We start from the raw sequence: 16,171 nt of genomic DNA, 5'->3' as shown, positions 1-16,171 counted from the left end.
CTCACACCATCCCAGGATTCGGCGGCTGCGCTCGTCGCAGGCTCGCTCTCGACGCGAACGCGTGTACGGCGTAGGCGAGCGAGGAGGCGATCGCCGCCCCGACCACACCGGCCCACGGGATGACGCCGAGGTACGCCGGTATCGCCACCGCCGACGTGACGACGGCGACCACAGTGGTCGCCTTCTCGCCCCGCCGCTTCAGCAGCAGGGCGCTCCAGCTCTTCCCGGCCGCCGTGGCGAGCGAGCCCGGCAGGAGCAGCAGCCCGAGGAGCCAGGCGTGCCGGTACTCCGGCGCCAGGAAGCCCAGCAGGCCGAGCCCGGCGATCGCGGCCAGGGCGATCGGCAGGGCCGCCTTCACCACCGCCGGCGTCGGGTCCGGCCCGTCCCCGCCGTCCCGGTCGGCCAGGATGCGCTGCGCCCGCACCACGGCGCCGGCCTGCGCGAACTCCAGCGCCGCGACCGCCAGCGCGTAGACGCCGAGCGGACCGGCCCCGGCGAACCTGGCCACCAGAACCTGGTTGAACCGCAGCGTCATCATCTGCGCGAAGATGCCCAGGTGCAGGCTCCCGACCGCGAGCAGGTCGGCCCGGTAGTCCGCGCCGGTGGAGGTGGGCGCCGGGGCTGCTCCGGCCCGCCGGAGCCGGACCAGGATCAGGCCGCACACGGCGCAGGCGCTGAGCCACTGGACCCCGAGCCACACCATGCTCCACAGACCGCCGTCGAGCCGGCCGGCCGCGTAGAGGGCGGCGTAACCGGCGACCAGGACCGCGCCGCTCGCCGCGCGCATCGCGTAGACCAGCCGGAAGCTGCGCTGCCGCAGGGCGATCGACGAGACCGTGTTGAACACGGTCAGACCCACCGCGGACCCGACGCCGACCAGATAGGCGCCGACCCCCGCCGCCGCGGTGAGCAGCGCGGCGGCGAAACCGGACAGGAGCACGGAGACGCCGAGGATCGCGACCAGGTACGCCCGCCCCCGGGACTGCACCCAGCCGGCGGGGCGCGAGATGAGGAACGTGTCCAGCGACAGTCCGCCGACGGCCGCGCCGAGCGTGGCGCTCACCATGTTCGCCGACAGCTCGCCGCGCTCCGCCGCGGGCAGCGTCACCGACATGACCGCGGCCAGGCCGGTCAGGCCCAGCGCGCCGAGATAGAGACGTTCGGGCGCGACGAGCCGGCGCAGCAGACCGGCCGCCCGGCGCCGCGACGGAGGTGTCGTGCCGGGGTCCGACGAGGACTGAGCAGCATCGACCAGCGAACCGCCTGTCACTCGTCTCCCCCAAACGGTGCGGCACAGGTACGGGTACGTCGAGTACCACGTCGCTGGCATTTTCTACCCGAATGACCGGTCAGCTGCAATCAGCCTTCGGGCTCCACCTGGCCGGGTCGGGACCGGCCACGAACGACACGCAGCTGCGGTAGTCGGGCAGGAGCCCGGCCGTACGGGCGTCGGCCAGGCTGGGCGCGGCGGCGTCCCGCGCCGACAGCACCGGCGCCTCGACCGGCCAGTCGATCGCCAGGTCCGGGTCGAGGGGATGCACGGTGTGCTCGGCGCCCGGGTTGTAGGTGGTGGAGCAGAGATAGCTCAGCGTGGCGTCGTCGGTCAGCGCGCAGAAACCGTGCCCCAGGCCCTCGCTGAGGTAGACGGCACGCCGGTCGACGTCGTCCAGCCGCACCGCCTCCCACCGCCCGAACGTCGGCGAGCCCACCCGGATGTCCACCACCAGGTCCACGACGGCCCCACGTACGCAGGTCACGTACTTGGCCTGGCCGGGTGGGACGTCGGCGAAGTGGATGCCGCGGACCACGCCCCGCGTGGAGACGGACAGGTTGCCCTGGGCCAGCCGCAGCGGATGCCCGACCACCTCGGCGAGCCGGTCGAACCGGTACCACTCCATGAACAACCCGCGGGGGTCGCCGTGCTGCCGGGGCGTGATCTCCCAGGCTCCCTCGATGCTCAGCGCCCGGATCTTCATCGGTCGGTCCCGCTCGGGCCGGCCAGCAGGCCCAGCAGGTATTCGCCGTAGCCGCTGCGGGTCAGCGGATGGGCGAGCACGCGCAGCCGCTCGTCGTCGATCAGCCCCGAACGCCAGACCACCTCCTCGACGCAGCCGATCTTCATGCCCTGGCGCTCCTCGATCACCCGGACGAACTCGGCGGCCTGCATCATCGAGGTGAACGTGCCGGTGTCCAGCCACGCGGTGCCCCGGTCCAGGACCGTCACGGTCAGCTCGCCCCACGCCCGGTACGTCTCGTTGACCGCGGTGATCTCCAGCTCGCCGCGCGCGCTCGGCGTCAGCTTGCGGGCGATGTCGACCACCCGGTTGTCGTAGAAGTAGAGGCCCGGCACCGCGTACCGGGACCGGGGACGGGCCGGCTTCTCCTCGATCGACAGCACCCGGCCGTCGGCGTCGAACTCGACCACGCCGTACTCCTGCGGGTTCGCCACCGGGTACGCGAAGACCCGGCCGCCCGTCGGCTCGCCGTGCTCGGCGAGCTGCCGGCCGAGCCCGACACCGTGGAAGATGTTGTCGCCGAGGATCAGCGCCACCGACTCGTCACCGATGAAGTCCGCGCCGAGCAGGAACGCCTGCGCGATGCCCTCCGGGCGGGGCTGCTCGGCGTACGCCAGCCGCAGCCCCCACTGGCTGCCGTCACCGAGCAGCCGCTCGAACTGGGCGCGGTCCTCCGGCGTCGTGACGACCAGGATCTCCCGCACCCCGGCCATCACCAGAGTGGACAGCGGGTAGTAGACCATCGGCTTGTCGAACACCGGCATCAGTTGCTTGGAGACGGCCCGGGTGATCGGCCACAGCCGGGACCCGGTGCCACCGGCGAGAAGGATTCCGCGCACTCGCGGAGACTACCTGTGACGCCGCCACCACCGTGGCCCTTCGACGTCCCGCCTGTGCTGCGGCTACGGCGTAGACTCCTCGACCCGTGAGGATCCTCGTCACCGGCGGCGCCGGCTTCATCGGGTCGGAGTACGTGCGGATGCTGCTGGGCGTGCCCGGCGGCGACGCGGCCGGGGTGCCCGCACAGACGCCCACGGCGCTCACCGTGCTGGACAAGCTCACCTACTCCGGCAACCTGGCGAACCTGGCCCCGGTGCGCGACGACCCGCGCCTGCGCTTCGTCCGCGGCGACATCTGCGACGCCGCGCTCGTCGACGAGGTGGTGCAAGGCCACGACGTGATCGTCCACTTCGCCGCCGAGTCGCACGTGGACCGTTCCATCACCGGCGCCGCCCCGTTCGTCACCACGAACGTGCTCGGCACCCAGACGCTGCTGGACGCCGCGCTGCGCCACGGGACCGGCCGGTTCGTGCACGTCTCCACCGACGAGGTGTACGGCTCGATCGACTCCGGCTCCTGGACGGAGAACTGGCCGCTGTCGCCGAACTCGCCGTACTCCGCCTCGAAGGCCGGGTCCGACCTGCTCGCGCTGGCCTACCACCGCACCCACGGCCTGGACGTGGTGGTGACCCGCTGCTCCAACAACTACGGCCCCTACCAGTACCCGGAGAAGGTCGTCCCGCTGTTCGTGACGAACCTGCTCGACGGCGGCACCGTGCCGCTGTACGGCGACGGCGGCAACGTGCGCGACTGGCTGCACGTGCACGACCACTGCCGGGGCATCGCGATGGTGCAGGAGAAGGGGCGGGCCGGCGAGGTCTACCACATCGGCGGCGGCACCGAGCTGACCAACAGGCAGCTCACCGAACGGCTCCTGGCGGCCTGCGGAGCCGGCTGGGATCGCGTCGTGCCGGTCACCGACCGCAAGGGCCACGACCGCCGGTACTCACTGGACATCAGCAGGATCAGCAACGAGCTGGGGTACGCGCCGAGCATCGACCTCGACCGGGGCCTCGCCGAGACGGTCCGCTGGTACCGGGACAACCGGGCCTGGTGGGAGCCGCTGAAGACGGCCGGCCACCCGTGACCCGGGTGCTCGTCACCGGCGCCGGCGGGATGCTCGGGCGGGACCTGCTCGCCGTGCTGCGGACCCGGCCCGACCTGTCGGTCACCGCCGCCACCCGCGCCGGCCTCGACGTCACCGACGCCGGCGCGGTCCGGGACGCGGTCGGCGGGCACGACGTGGTGCTCAACGCTGCCGCCTGGACCGACGTGGACGGCGCGGAGACGCGCGAGGCGGACGCCACGGCTGTCAACGGTGACGCGGTCGCCCACCTGGCGCACGCCTGTGCCGTGTCCGGCGCGCGCCTGGTGCACGTCTCCACCGACTACGTGTTCGCCGGGGACGCCGTCGAGCCGTACCCGGAGGACGCCCCGACCGGCCCGATCAACGCGTACGGGCGCGGCAAGCTCGCCGGGGAACAGGCGGTGGCCGGGCTGCTGCCCGAGACCGGGTACGTCGTGCGTACCGCCTGGCTCTACGCCACCCACGGCCGCAACTTCGTCACCACGATGCTGCGGCTCGCCGCCGAACGCGACCGCCTCGACGTGGTGGACGACCAGCGCGGGCAGCCCACCTGGTCGTACCGTCTCGCGGAGCGGCTCGTGGCGCTCGCCGACGCGGCGCTGACCGGCGACGCGGCGCCCGGGACGTACCACGGCACCGCCGCCGGCGAGACCACCTGGTACGGCCTGGCCCGCGCCGTGTTCGCCCTGCGTGGCCTGGACCCGGACCGGGTCCGGCCCGCCACGAGCGACAGTTTCCCGCGCCCGGCGCGGCGTCCCTGCTACAGCGTGCTCGCGCACGGCCGGTGGGCCGCGGCGAAGCTGCCGCCGCCGGGGGACTGGCACACGGACCTGGCCGAGGCGCTCAGCGCCCCCCGCCCCGGAACACCTCACTGACGGTACGCAGCACGATCTTGATGTCGAGCCAGAGCGACCAGTTCTCGACGTAGTAGTTGTCGAAGCGCGCCCGGTCCGAGATCGGCGTGTCCCCGCGCAGGCCACTGACCTGGGCCAGCCCGGTGAGCCCGACCGGTACGCGGTGCCGCATCGCGTACGTCGGGTACTCCACCGAGAACTTCTCCACGAAGTACGGCCGCTCCGGGCGGGGCCCCACCACGCTCATCTCACCGCGCAGGATGTTCCACAGTTGCGGCAGCTCGTCGAGCGAGGTGCGCCGCATGAACCGCCCGATCGGCCCGACCCGCCGGTCGTGCGCGATGGACCAGGTCGTCTGCGACTCGTGCTCGTCCTCCGGGCGCATCGACCGGAACTTGATGACGTGGAACGGCTTGCCGTACCGGCCGATCCGCTCCTGCCGGAAGAACACGCCCCGGCCGCCGTCGAGGAACGTGGCGAGGGCGCAGAGCAGCAGCAGCGGGCTCAGCACCACCAGGGCGGTCACCGCGAACACCACGTCCGAGGCCCGCTTGACCCGCCAGCGGGGACCGGTGAGCGTGGTGTCGCCGATCTTGACGATCGGGATGGCGCCGATGTGGTCGGGGTAGCCGCCCTGGCCCCGCGACCCCCACAGGCGCGGCACCGCCCACAGGTCGCACCGCGAGCTGGCCGGGCGCAGCAGCGACTCCATCAGGTCCGACTCGGAGCAGTCCGGGTCGGCGATGACCAGGACCTCGCACTCCAGCATGTCGGTGAGCTTCTCCAGGTCGTCGATCGTGCCGATCAGCGGCAACGCGCCCATCCGTGGTCGCGACGGGGCGTCCACCGCGCCGACGAACCGCAGCCCGTACTGCGGGTGGCGGCGCAGCAGCCGGGCGAGTTCCCCGCCGATCGGGCCGCCACCGACGACGATGGTGTTGCGCTCCACCCACCGGCGCTTGCGGGCCAGCAGGACGAGCCGGCAGTTCAGCGCGCGCCCGACGATCACCAGGCCGGCGGAGAACGCGACGCCTTGGACGAACCCGCTCACGTGTGGCACCGAGTCGTGCCGCAGCGCCGCGATGATCGCCACCACCGCGCCGGAGGCCAGCAGCCGCCCGCCGAGGCTCGGCAGCTCGTCCAGGATGCTGATGTGCCGTCGCGGCCGGTACAGGCCGCCGGCCGCGAAGAAGCCCACAGTCAGGGCCGCGTTGGCCAGCGTGCCGCGCCAGTAGTTCTGGGTCAGCAGCAGCGGTGCGAGCAGCGCCGCCACGTCGATGGGCGCGGTCACCATCCACGCGCGCACCCATCGGGTACGCGTCGACGCCCGCGACCCCGCGTAGGGCAGGACCGTTGTGGTGTCCAGGCCGCTGTTCATCGGCGGGTCGTTCGACGGCGCGGCCGGATGCTCGAACGCCGGAAGGCGTGGCATGGTCGATCCTCCCCCGTGACGCCGCCGGCCCGGATACGGAGACCGACGACGATCGCAGGATACGAGCGACCCCGCCGCGCCGCCACCACCGGCATGGCAGATCGACGTCCTACTTTCCGCTCATGGCGAGAATCTCCGGGACCGAGTCGCGGCGGACCGCGTCGAACAGCGTCTTCGCGCGCGCCGGATCCGGGAACACGACGCTCTCGCTGCCGACGCGGCCCGTCCCCTTGACCGGGCAGGTGAAGAACGTCAGATTGCCGCTGCGCAGGCCACGCATCTCCATCGCCAGATCCACCAGCGACAGTGACTTGTCGACAGCCACCGAGTCCGACGTGGCGCGGACGAACGAGTTGAGCTTGGCCGGGTTGGTCAGCACCCCGCCCGAGGCGGCCTTGTCCAGAATGGCCTTGATCACCTGCTGCTGGTGGCGGATGCGGGCGAAGTCGCCGTCGGCGAAGGCGTGCCGTTCCCGCGCGTAGTCCAGCGCGGCGGCGCCGTCCATGGTCTGCCGGCCCTTCTCGAAGGTCCGCGAGCCGGCCAGCGAGTAATTCGTGCTGAAACCCTTTTCCACGTCGATCTCGACACCGCCCAGCGCGTCGATGATCTCCTTGAAGCCGGCGAAGTCCACCATCGCCACGTTGTCCACCCGTACGCCGCTGAACTTCTCCACGGTCTGCACCATCAGCGGCACGCCGCCCCAGGCGTACGCGGCATTGATCTTCGCGTCGCGACCGCCGCGGCCCTCCTTCGACTTCGGGACGGCCGTCCAGGTGTCCCGCGGGATCGAGATGAGCTGCGCGCTCGACCGGTCCTTCGGCAGGTGGGCCAGGATGATCGTGTCGCTGCGCGAACCGCCGGTGCTCTCCGGGTCGCGGGAGTCGCTGCCCAGGATCATGATGTTCATGGCGCCCTTGACCTCGACCTGCGGGCGCGACTCCTCCGGTACGCCCTCGAAGGCGTCGACCCGCTCGATCGACTTGTCGACCGAGCGGTAGTACAGGCCGCCGGCCAGCGCGCCGCCGCCGGCGAGCAGCACCATCACGAGCAGCACGATCAGGGCGATCCGCCGGCCCCGGCGACGCCGGGGCGCCTTCTGCCGCACCGGCTCGCCCGGCTCCACATCGGAGAATCCGGGGCGGGCGTCGGAATCGGCGAGCTGATGGCGATCTGACATGCTCTGATGCTACTGATTCGCGCTGCGCCACGGGGGGACCCTCGTACTCCGGGCGGGGATCGCGGCGCAGCCCGGCGGGCGGGCTGACCCGGTGCCGGGCCTTGCCGGGAGGAGCGCCTCGGATCGATGATGGTGTGACGGCCAGGTCGACCGAGGAGTCGAGATGCAGGTAATCCACCAGCCCCGGGTGGCGTGGGACGCGGCCCGCGTCATCGGCGCGGCGGTCCACGACGAGGAACTGTTCCGCTGGCTCTACCGCGTACTCGGCGATCTGCTCGGCCCCGCCACATGGGCGGCCCTCGACGAGACCCGCGACCGGGTCCGCCGGGCCGGCGACGCCCGGCTCTCGATCGAGACCGGCGTGTGGCGTGCCCGCCTGGAGGACTCGTTGCGCGGGCGTCCCGACCTCGCCGGTGAGCTGGCCGGCGTCGTAGCCACCGTCCGCGCGGTACGCCCGATCTGATCGCTTTAGCTTTCGCTTAGCTCGCTTGTCCGGCGGCACGCCGGTCCGGCAGCATCGACCGGCGTGACCGACGGCACCGCACCCCACCCGCCGACCGCCCCTGCCGCGCCCACCGGCGCGCCCGATCGCCGTGCCGCCACGCGCCGCCGCCGGCTCGCCGCCGCCGGTCTGGTCACCGTCGCGGCGGCGGTCGCTGTCGCCCTTGCGGTACGCGGCGGCGCCGCCCCCGCCTGCGCGGCCCCGCCTCCACCCGCCGGCGTCCCGGCCCTGGCGGCGGGCCCACTCGGCGCCGCACCGCCCGTCGGTGGGACGACCCGCAGCGGCAAGGCCACCTTCTACGACTCCGCCGGCGCCGGCGGCAACTGCTCCCGCCCCGCCGCCCCGGCCAACCGGATGTACGTCGCGCTCGGCCCGAGCGAGTACGCGGCCGGCGCCTCCTGCGGCGGGTTCCTCGACGTCACCGGCCCGCGCGGCACGGTCCGGGTGCTGGTCATGGACCAGTGCCCGGAGTGCGCCCCTGGCCACCTCGACCTGTCCGCCGAAGCGTTCGCCCGGATCGCCGACCCGGTGCAGGGCGTGGTGAAGGTCAGCTACCGGGCCGTGGTGAACCCGCCGCTGTCCGGGCCGCTCACCTTCCGCATGAAGGAGGGCTCGTCGCAGTGGTGGTTCGCCGTCCTGGTCGGCGACCACGGCAACCCGCTGCGCTCGGTCGAGGTCCGGCAGAACGGATCGTGGCGCGCGGCCCAGCGGCAGGACTACAACTACTGGCTGATCGAGTCCGGTGCCGGCCCCGGCCCGTACACGATCCGGGTCACCGACGTTTACGGCAACCGCGCGACCGCCACCGGCATCCGGATGCTCCCGGGCCAGGTGCAGCGCAGTGCGGCCCGGATGTACGGCGCGAAGCCCGCTGTAGCCACACCCGCCCCGAAGAAGTCCCGCCCAACCCCCACCACGAGCCCGTCCGCTCAGACCTCGGCTGCCCCCACCCCCGCCGCACCCACCTCAGCCCTCACGGACCCCCTCGTGCAGGCAGCCGCCGCCCCACCCACCCCCGCTCCCTGCGCCTAACCTCATTCCGCGGCCCCTCAGGTGCCCCGCCCTCCCGCAGATCCCGCCCCGCGCGCCCTCGGGCGCGTGCACTCCGCCCCGCCTGCCTCGCTCTCGCCCTCGCCCTCGTCACACCTCGCCTCACCCTCGCGATCTTGCACTTGAGGCCCCTTGGCTGCCGCATATGCACCTTTCGTAGGGACCGAATCCGCAAGATCGCCGAGGCTCACGAGGGCTGCCGGGGCGGCAGGCAGCGGCGCGGCGGGGTGGCGGGGCACCAGGGCGCCGGCGCCAAGGCACCGGCACCGGGGTTTCGGGTGCCAGGAAGGCACCCCGGCCCACCTGGCCCGGCTCGCCTGGCGTGCCCACGCCCGTGGGTGGGCCAGCCCCGCTGATCTTGCACTTGCGGACCCTTGAGCGTCGTGAATGCCCGATCTGTCGGGGCCGTGAGTGCAAGATCGGCGAGGCGAGGCGGGGCGAGGTACGGCGAGGGCGAGGGCGCGGGCGAGGCGAGGCCGGGAGGCGCGGCGTGGGGAGGGGGAAGGGCGGGGAGGGGGTCAGGCTGGGGTGGGGAGGTCTAGCCACATGAGGATTTCGTCGCGGGAGTCGGTGGGGGACAGGCGCAGCGCCGCCGGAAGACGACCGACCTCGCGGTAGCCGAGGCGCTTGTAGAAGCGGTCCAGCCCCAGCCCGTCGCGGACCGTCACGTGCAGCGCCGCCAGGCCCAGCCCTCGGGCGATCCGCTCGGCCTCGCGCATCAGCGCCGCGCCGTGGCCGCGTCCCTGCGTGTCGGGGTGCACCATGACGCGCTTGAGCACCCGCCAGTGCGTCTTGAGGTGGAACCGGTTGTCGGCGATGACCAGGACCGCGACGAGCCGTTCGCCCTCGTAGCCGGCGAGCAGCCGGTCCGGCCCGTCCGCGACCTCGTCGAGCGTGGAGGTGGCGAGCGGGCGTACCTCGTCGGCGGTCACGGGGGCCGACGAAGCCGACGGCGCCGCCGGCGTTCGTCACGTCCACCCAGAGCGCGATGATCTGTTCGCGCAGCTCGGGGGTCAGGTCGGGGTCGAGGGTGAAGCGCAGGTCCACGCCGTTAATCCTGCGTGTGGCGACGCGGCCCGGACCCGCGTTCGTGACCTTCCCGACAGTCGCCGGTGCGCGCGGCACCGGCGACTGGTAGGGCCGGCGGGATTCGAACCCGCACTGGTGCGGACCTAAACCGCATGCCTCTGCCGTTGGGCTACGGCCCCGTCACGGTGAACACCGGCCGATGCCGAGGGCCGGTGTCACAGCCTCCGGATCGTAGACCACATTCGGCGCCGCCACTGCGGCCCGGCCGTGACGAGCCGGGCCGCGCGCCGGCCTCAGTCGAGGCCGAGGTCCCGGCGCAGCTTGGCGACGTGGCCGGTGGCCCGCACGTTGTAGAGCGCCCGTTCGATCTTGCCGTCCTCGTCCACCACGAACGTCGAGCGGATCACGCCGGTGACCGTACGGCCGTACATCTGCTTCTCGCCGAACGCGCCGTACGCGGTCAGCACCGCCTTGTCCTCGTCGGAGACCAGCGGGAACGTGATCGCGTCCCGGTCGCGGAACTTCGCGAGCTTGGCCGGCTTGTCCGGCGAGATGCCCACCACCTCGTAGCCGGCGCCCTGCAGCGAGGCGAGGGAGTCCCGGAAGTCACACGCCTGCTTGGTGCAGCCGGGCGTCATGGCGGCCGGGTACGCGTACAGGATGACCTTGCGGCCGCGCAGGTCGACCAGGGAGAGCGTCCCGCCGTCGTCGGTGGGGAGGGTGAACTCGGGGGCGGGGTCGCCGGGGCTGAGGCGGTCGGTCATGGCGGTGACGATACCGCCGTGCCCGGGCCGGCGGCCGACGGCGACGCGCGGACGGGTGACGGACCGGGTGACGGCCACAACTGGGTTGTTGCTACATATTGGCAACAACCCATTCCTGGAAATACGCTGAGCCCGTGGACACCCTGGCGATGCACATCTCCAACGGGATCATCAACGGTCCCGTTGCCGCGATCTTCGCGGCCCTCGCCCTGGCCGCGCTCGCCTTCTGTGTGCTGCGTGGCCGGGCCGACCTGGACGACCGGCTGGCGCCGATGGCAGGGCTGGTCGCCGCGTTCATCTTCGCCGTGCAGATGCTCAACTTCCCGATCTTCACCGCCGGGGTCAGTGGCCACCTGCTCGGCGGCGCGCTCGCGGCGATGCTCGTCGGCCCCTGGGTCGGCGCGCTCTGCGTCGCCGTGGTGCTGATCGTGCAGGCGCTGGTCTTCGGTGACGGCGGGGTGGCGATGCTCGGCCTCAACATCACCAACATGGCGCTGCTCGGCACCGCCGCCGCGTACCTGCTGATCGCGCTGCTGCTGCGCGTGCTGCCGCGTACCCGGGCCGGGCTGGCGGTCACCGCGTTCGTCTCCGCGCTGGTCAGCGTGGTGGTCGCGTCCCAGGGCTTCGTCCTGCAGTACTGGCTGGGCGGCACCACCGACCTCGGCGGCAACCTCGCCGGGCTGGCCGGCACCATGGCCTTCGCCCACCTGCTGATCGGCATCGGCGAGGGCCTGATCACCGCGACCACCGTGGTCACCGTCGCCAAGGTCCGGCCCGATCTGGTGTACGCGCTGCGCGCCCTCAAGCCGGCCGCGCCGGCTCCCGCCGTTCCGGTCGCCGGAGGTGCCCGATGAGCAAGCGTCAGTGGCCGTTCCTGCTCGGTGGCCTGCTGGTGGCCCTGCTGCTGGCGGGCGTGGTGAGCAACTACGCCTCCTCGCACCCGGACGGACTGGACTCGTCGCTGCTCAAGGGCTGCACCGTCAACGCCGACGACGAGATCACCGGCGGCAGCTGCCCGGCGCAGCAGGCGAAGGACCACGAGCTGGCGGACAGCCCGCTGGCCGACTACGGCGTACGCGGAATCGGCAACGACTTCGTCTCCACCGGCCTGTCCGGCGTGCTCGGCGTGCTGCTCACCTTCGCGCTCGGCGGCGGCCTGTTCTGGCTGGCCCGCCGCCGCGGCCCCGCCACGCCCACCCCGAACACCCCGAGCGCCGACCCGGTGGACGAGGCCGCGACCCCGTCCAGCGGCACACGCTGACCATGGGCGCCGGGCACGCGCACGCGCTCTACCGCGAGTCCGGCTCGCCGGTGCACCGCCTCCCGCCGGAGGTGAAGATCACTGCCATGGTGCTGTTCACCATCGCGGTGGTGGCCACGCCCCGGGAGGCGTACTGGGCCTTCGGCGGGTACGCGCTCCTGGTCGCCGTGGTGGCCGCGCTGGCCCGGGTCGGCCCGCGCTGGCTGCTCAGCCGGGCACTCATCGAGCTGCCGTTCGTGCTGTTCGCGTTCGCGCTGCCGTTCCTCGGCGCGGGAGAACGGATCGAGGTGGCCGGGCTCGCCCTGTCCGTCGACGGGCTGCACGGCGCGTTCAACATCCTCGCCAAGGGCACGCTCGGCGTACTCGCGTCGCTCCTGCTGGCGGCGACCACGACGACGCGTGACCTGCTGCTCGGCCTGGACCGGCTGCGCTGCCCGCAGATCCTCACCCAGATCGCCACGTTCATGCTGCGCTACCTGGAGGTGCTCGTCGGCGAGGCCCGGCGGATGCGGGTGGCCCGGGTGTCGCGCGGCGACGACCCGCGCTTCCTGTGGCAGCTGCGCGGCTTCGCGGCCGGCGTGGGCGCGCTGTTCCTGCGCGCGTTCGAGCGCGGCGAGCGGGTCTACCTGGCGATGCTCTCCCGCGGCTACACCGGCCGGATGCCGGCGGTGTGGCAGGGGGCCGGCGCGGCCACCGCCGGCCAGTGGGCGGTCGCCGCGACGGTGCCGGCGATCGCGGCCACCATCGCCGCCGTCGCGCTCGTCCTGCAATGATCGGGTACGTGCAGCAGCCGCCCTCCCTGGACGTCGACGGCGTCCGGTACGCGTACCCGGACGGTCACGTCGCCCTGCACGGCGTGGACCTGACCGTACCGCGCGGCGAGCGGGTGGCGCTGCTCGGGCCCAACGGCGCCGGCAAGACCACGCTGGTGCTGCACCTCAACGGCATCCTCACCCCGACCGAGGGCACGGTGAGCGTCGGCGGTCTGACCGTCACCCGCGACCGGGACACGCTGGCCGAGGTACGCCGCCGGGTCGGCATCGTCTTCCAGGACCCGGACGACCAGCTCTTCCTGCCCACTGTCGCCGAGGACGTCGCGTTCGGACCGGCCAACCTGGGCCTGCGCGGGGCCGAACTGGCCGCCCGGGTCGACGAGGCGCTCGCGGCGGTCGGGATGAGCGAGCACCGGGACCGCGCGCCGCACCACCTGTCGTTCGGGCAGCGGCGCCGGGTGGCGGTGGCCACGGTGCTGGCCATGCGCCCGGAGATCCTGGTGCTGGACGAGCCGTCGTCGAACCTCGACCCGGCCGCCCGCCGGGAGCTGGCGGAGATCCTGCGGGCCCTGCCGGTGACGCTGCTCATGGTCACGCACGACCTGCCGTACGCGGCCGAGCTGTGCCCCCGCTCGGTGATCCTGGACGGCGGCCGCATCGTCGCCGACGCCCCCACCGCGGACCTGCTGTCCGACGAGGCGCTGCTGACGGCCCACCGCCTGGAGCTCCCTTACGGCTTCGCCCCCCGCCCGTCCTGACCCAGACCCTCCCGCACCGCCCCCTCCTCGCGCCCTCCAGCACCTCCCACCTCCCCGCCTGTCCGCGGCGATCTTGCACTCTCTGCCCGGGCACAGCGGGGCAAAAGTCACGCCCAAGGGTCAGCAACTGCAAGATCGCCGGGCCCTGGCCGAGGCTCCGTCGATCTTGCGCTTTCTGCCCGAGCGAAACGGGGCAAAGTTCGCGCCCGAGGGGCAGTAACTGCAAGATCGCCGGGGCGGGGCGGGGCGGGGCGGGGCGGGGCGGGGCGGGCGGGTTATGGGATCGGGGTTGGGCTGGGGTGTGCGGGGGTGGGGCGGGCTGCTCTTGCGGCGGTGCGCAGGCGCAACAGGCCGGCGGCCACCGCGCCGGCGCCTGTCGCCAGGCCGACCACGACCAGCACCCGCACCAGGACGGGCGGACCGGCGGCCGGGGGGATCGCGCGGGACAGCGCGGCGAGGTTTGTCACCCCGGCGAACACCGTGAGGCAGGCGCCGGCGAGCGCCAGCACGAAGTCGGCGGCCGGGCGGCGGGCCAGCGCGTACCCGCCGGCGGCGAGCGCGCCGAGGCCGGTGAGCAGCGTCCACACCTGGCCGGTGACCAGTTCGGCGAGCATCCCGCCGATGCCGGGGGCGCCGGTGTCGAAAGCCCGCGCGACGGTGAGCGCCACTGTCGCCGCGCCGCCCAGGGCGAGCAGCGCGCCGACCCCGCGCAGCGCGCGTACCCCGGCGGTGGTGCCGCCCGGAGCCAGGCCGGCCGCGCCGATCACCAGGAAGCCGAGCGTGGCGGCCACCCACCAGGGGTACGGGTCGGGCGGCGGCACCCAGTCCAGCGTGCCGCGTACGGCACCGGTGGCGTCGCCGGCGCGCAGTGGCACCGCCCAGTCGCGTACCCGGTGCTCCCGGTCCGGGGCGGCGGCGACGGCGGCCGGCGGGGCGTCCGCCCGCCAGAGCGTGCGCTGGTCGTGCCAGCGGGCTGTGGGTCCGTCGTCGACGCGCCGCCAGTCCGGCGCGGCGGCCGGGTTCGCCTCGGCCGGCAGCCGGGTCTCCCCGGCGAGCGTCCGGTTCAGGTACGTGGCGGGGGAGTGGACGTTCTCGTACACGCCGCCCCGGCCGACGCGCAGGTACGGCTCGCCGGAGTAGCCCAGCACGGTGACCTCGGCGCCGCTGTCGTTCGTCAGCTCCAGCCGCGCGCCGGCCTCCACCATGCGGACGGTGAGTCCGGGCCGGTCCGGGTCGACGCCGGTGATCGTGGCGCGGTAGTCGGTGCCGTCGGGCGCGTCCGCGCCGTGCGCGGCGGCCGGCGCGGCGAACGTGAGCAGGGCGGTGGCCGCGACGGTGAGCACCAGCGCGGCCCGGCGCAGGGGTACGGGGATCACTTCCCGGCCGCCTCCACCGCCGCCTTGATCCCCTCCGGGCTGCGGTCCCGCAGCTCATTGCCGTTGATCTTGATGGTCGGGGTGCCGGTCACGCCGGACTTGCTCGCCTCGTCGGTGACGTGCTCGGTCCACGATCGGTACGTGCCGTCGGAGACGCAGGACGCGAACTCGTCCCGGTTCAGCCCGACGCCCGCGCCGATGTCGACCAGCTCGTCGTTGCTGAGCCCGGCGCCACCCTCGGCGGGCTGCCGGGTGAAGAGCTGGTCGGTGAACTCGCGGAACTTGCCGCCCTGCGCGGCGCAGCCGGAGGCGGCCGACGAGCGGGTGGAGTACTCGGTGGTGGAGAAGCGGTTGAGGAACGCCACCGGGTGGAACACCAGCTTGGCCTTGCCCTCGGTGACGAGCTGGTTGAGCGTCTCGCCGTTGATCTGCTGGAACTGCTTGCAGGCCGGGCAGAGGTAGTCCTCGTACAGGTCGATGGTGACCGGTCCGGTGCCCTGGACGATGCCGGTGCCGGCGTCGTTGGCCCCCGGTGGCGCGGTGAAGTCGTCCGACTTCTGGCTGGAGTAGACGGCCCAGCCGATGCCACCGGCGATGACCAGCACCAGCACGGCGGCGATCGTCGTCCACAGGGTGCGCTTGCGGCGCTTCTCCCGGGCGATCTGCTCGCGTACCACCCGTGCCGCGTCCCGGCGGCCCTTGCGGCTACTCATCGGTCTCCTCCACGGTGTCGTCGCCGGCCAGCCAGCCGTCCACCGAGAACGGGGTACGGGGCCAGATCAGCAGGAACCCGGCGAGCGCCAGGAACCCCAGGTCCCGGAGGATCTCCGGGAGGTAGCTGGGCGTCTCGCCGGCGGCGAGCTGGCCGCCGCTGCCGAAGCACCCGCAGTCGATGGCCAGGCCGCGCGCCCAGGCCGAGGCGATGCCGGCGATGAAGACCACGAGCAGCGCCGCCGAGACCCCGGCGCTGACCCGGGTGGCCAGCCCGGCGAGAAGCAGCAGACCCAGGGCCAGCTCGACGAAGGGCAGCGCCGCGCCGATCACGGTGGCCAGGTCGTACGGCATCACCTGGTAGGCGTTGACGGCCCGGCCGGAGGCGGCGAGGTCGCCGACCTTGGTGCCGCCGGCGATCAGCCAGACGGCTGCGAGTCCGAGTCGGGCGGCGACGCCGAGCCAGGGCCGCAGGGTCTGCCATCGCCCGGCGGGGGAGGGGGAGGGGGTCACAGTCATTCGTCGTCCGAGCGTCACGATTG

17 protein-coding genes, 1 tRNA gene and 1 pseudogene are annotated in these 16,171 nt (G+C 73.2%); 8 read left to right on the top strand and 11 right to left on the bottom strand.

Annotated features, from left to right (window positions below; translation table 11 throughout):
* Nucleotide 1 precedes the first annotated feature (1 nt).
* From ACSDG8_RS11465 to rfbA, 3 genes are all read right to left on the bottom strand, one after another.
* Nucleotides 2-1,270: a hypothetical protein gene (locus tag ACSDG8_RS11465; protein ID WP_307856274.1), complete on the bottom strand. Its 1,269-nt coding sequence runs from the start codon at nucleotides 1,268-1,270 to the stop codon at nucleotides 2-4.
* A 79-nt stretch (nucleotides 1,271-1,349) separates the two neighbouring features.
* The gene (gene rfbC / locus ACSDG8_RS11460) at nucleotides 1,350-1,976 is read right to left on the bottom strand and encodes a dTDP-4-dehydrorhamnose 3,5-epimerase (RefSeq protein WP_210893746.1); all 627 of its coding nucleotides are present in this window, start codon (nucleotides 1,974-1,976) and stop codon (nucleotides 1,350-1,352) included.
* The gene (gene rfbA, locus ACSDG8_RS11455; protein WP_210893748.1) at nucleotides 1,973-2,854 is read right to left on the bottom strand and encodes a glucose-1-phosphate thymidylyltransferase RfbA; all 882 of its coding nucleotides are present in this window, start codon (nucleotides 2,852-2,854) and stop codon (nucleotides 1,973-1,975) included. The genes rfbC and rfbA overlap by 4 nt, the downstream gene beginning before the upstream one ends.
* 86 nt (nucleotides 2,855-2,940) lie before the next feature.
* On the opposite strand from rfbA, the gene rfbB reads away from it, so the two are divergent.
* Nucleotides 2,941-3,942, top strand: a complete 1,002-nt coding sequence (rfbB, locus tag ACSDG8_RS11450) for a dTDP-glucose 4,6-dehydratase (protein WP_210893750.1) — start codon at nucleotides 2,941-2,943, stop codon at nucleotides 3,940-3,942.
* Nucleotides 3,939-4,817: a dTDP-4-dehydrorhamnose reductase gene (rfbD, locus tag ACSDG8_RS11445; protein ID WP_210893962.1), complete on the top strand. Its 879-nt coding sequence runs from the start codon at nucleotides 3,939-3,941 to the stop codon at nucleotides 4,815-4,817. Before rfbB ends, rfbD begins: the two co-directional genes overlap by 4 nt.
* Here rfbD and ACSDG8_RS11440 read toward each other — a convergent pair.
* Together ACSDG8_RS11440 and ACSDG8_RS11435 are read right to left on the bottom strand one after the other, a co-directional pair.
* A complete protein-coding gene (locus ACSDG8_RS11440) occupies nucleotides 4,786-6,228 on the bottom strand; it encodes a sugar transferase (protein WP_210893752.1) in 1,443 nt (480 codons plus the stop codon). The genes rfbD and ACSDG8_RS11440 overlap by 32 nt on opposite strands.
* Nucleotides 6,229-6,337: 109 nt before the next feature.
* The gene (locus tag ACSDG8_RS11435; RefSeq protein WP_210893755.1) at nucleotides 6,338-7,405 is read right to left on the bottom strand and encodes an LCP family protein; all 1,068 of its coding nucleotides are present in this window, start codon (nucleotides 7,403-7,405) and stop codon (nucleotides 6,338-6,340) included.
* 163 nt (nucleotides 7,406-7,568) lie between these two features.
* Between ACSDG8_RS11435 and ACSDG8_RS11430 the strand changes: the two genes are divergently transcribed.
* Both ACSDG8_RS11430 and ACSDG8_RS11425 read left to right on the top strand, forming a co-directional pair.
* A complete protein-coding gene (locus ACSDG8_RS11430; RefSeq protein WP_210893757.1) occupies nucleotides 7,569-7,868 on the top strand; it encodes a hypothetical protein in 300 nt (99 codons plus the stop codon).
* Between the two features lie 63 nt (nucleotides 7,869-7,931).
* Nucleotides 7,932-8,939 (top strand): expansin EXLX1 family cellulose-binding protein, encoded by a 1,008-nt coding sequence (locus ACSDG8_RS11425; RefSeq protein WP_210893759.1) that lies wholly within the window; start codon nucleotides 7,932-7,934, stop codon nucleotides 8,937-8,939.
* A gap of 536 nt (nucleotides 8,940-9,475) precedes the next feature.
* On the opposite strand, the pseudogene ACSDG8_RS11420 reads toward ACSDG8_RS11425, so the two are convergent.
* The 3 genes and pseudogenes from ACSDG8_RS11420 to bcp form a co-directional block, all read right to left on the bottom strand.
* Nucleotides 9,476-10,004, bottom strand: a pseudogene (locus ACSDG8_RS11420) (GNAT family N-acetyltransferase).
* 85 nt (nucleotides 10,005-10,089) lie between these two features.
* A tRNA-Leu gene (locus tag ACSDG8_RS11415) sits at nucleotides 10,090-10,165 on the bottom strand.
* Nucleotides 10,166-10,279: 114 nt separating this feature from the next.
* Nucleotides 10,280-10,750 (bottom strand): thioredoxin-dependent thiol peroxidase, encoded by a 471-nt coding sequence (bcp, locus tag ACSDG8_RS11410; RefSeq protein WP_210893761.1) that lies wholly within the window; start codon nucleotides 10,748-10,750, stop codon nucleotides 10,280-10,282.
* A 134-nt stretch (nucleotides 10,751-10,884) separates the two neighbouring features.
* Between bcp and ACSDG8_RS11405 the strand changes: the two genes are divergently transcribed.
* The 4 genes from ACSDG8_RS11405 to ACSDG8_RS11390 are packed head-to-tail and all read left to right on the top strand — an operon-like array spanning nucleotide 10,885 to nucleotide 13,542.
* Nucleotides 10,885-11,604: an energy-coupling factor ABC transporter permease gene (locus ACSDG8_RS11405; RefSeq protein ID WP_210893763.1), complete on the top strand. Its 720-nt coding sequence runs from the start codon at nucleotides 10,885-10,887 to the stop codon at nucleotides 11,602-11,604.
* Complete coding sequence (locus ACSDG8_RS11400; protein WP_210893765.1) at nucleotides 11,601-12,011, top strand: PDGLE domain-containing protein; 411 nt, start codon at nucleotides 11,601-11,603, stop codon at nucleotides 12,009-12,011. The genes ACSDG8_RS11405 and ACSDG8_RS11400 overlap by 4 nt, the downstream gene beginning before the upstream one ends.
* A 2-nt stretch (nucleotides 12,012-12,013) precedes the next feature.
* Complete coding sequence (gene cbiQ, locus ACSDG8_RS11395) at nucleotides 12,014-12,784, top strand: cobalt ECF transporter T component CbiQ (protein WP_210893767.1); 771 nt, start codon at nucleotides 12,014-12,016, stop codon at nucleotides 12,782-12,784.
* The gene (locus tag ACSDG8_RS11390) at nucleotides 12,781-13,542 is read left to right on the top strand and encodes an energy-coupling factor ABC transporter ATP-binding protein (protein WP_210893769.1); all 762 of its coding nucleotides are present in this window, start codon (nucleotides 12,781-12,783) and stop codon (nucleotides 13,540-13,542) included. The genes cbiQ and ACSDG8_RS11390 overlap by 4 nt, the downstream gene beginning before the upstream one ends.
* A 275-nt stretch (nucleotides 13,543-13,817) precedes the next feature.
* Here ACSDG8_RS11390 and ACSDG8_RS11385 read toward each other — a convergent pair whose 3' ends face one another.
* The 3 genes from ACSDG8_RS11385 to ACSDG8_RS11375 are packed head-to-tail and all read right to left on the bottom strand — an operon-like array spanning nucleotide 13,818 to nucleotide 16,148.
* Complete coding sequence (locus tag ACSDG8_RS11385; RefSeq protein ID WP_307856255.1) at nucleotides 13,818-14,918, bottom strand: hypothetical protein; 1,101 nt, start codon at nucleotides 14,916-14,918, stop codon at nucleotides 13,818-13,820.
* Nucleotides 14,915-15,631, bottom strand: a complete 717-nt coding sequence (locus tag ACSDG8_RS11380; protein WP_210898653.1) for a DsbA family protein — start codon at nucleotides 15,629-15,631, stop codon at nucleotides 14,915-14,917. Before ACSDG8_RS11380 ends, ACSDG8_RS11385 begins: the two co-directional genes overlap by 4 nt.
* The gene (locus ACSDG8_RS11375; RefSeq protein ID WP_210898655.1) at nucleotides 15,624-16,148 is read right to left on the bottom strand and encodes a MauE/DoxX family redox-associated membrane protein; all 525 of its coding nucleotides are present in this window, start codon (nucleotides 16,146-16,148) and stop codon (nucleotides 15,624-15,626) included. Before ACSDG8_RS11375 ends, ACSDG8_RS11380 begins: the two co-directional genes overlap by 8 nt.
* Nucleotides 16,149-16,171 lie beyond the last annotated feature (23 nt).

Source organism: Micromonospora sp. LA-10 (genome assembly GCF_051853095.1).
Taxonomy (GTDB): Bacteria; Actinomycetota; Actinomycetes; order Mycobacteriales; family Micromonosporaceae; genus Micromonospora; species Micromonospora echinospora_A.
Note: the sequence above shows the minus strand (reverse complement) of the source record. Positions and strands in the feature narration are given on the sequence as shown.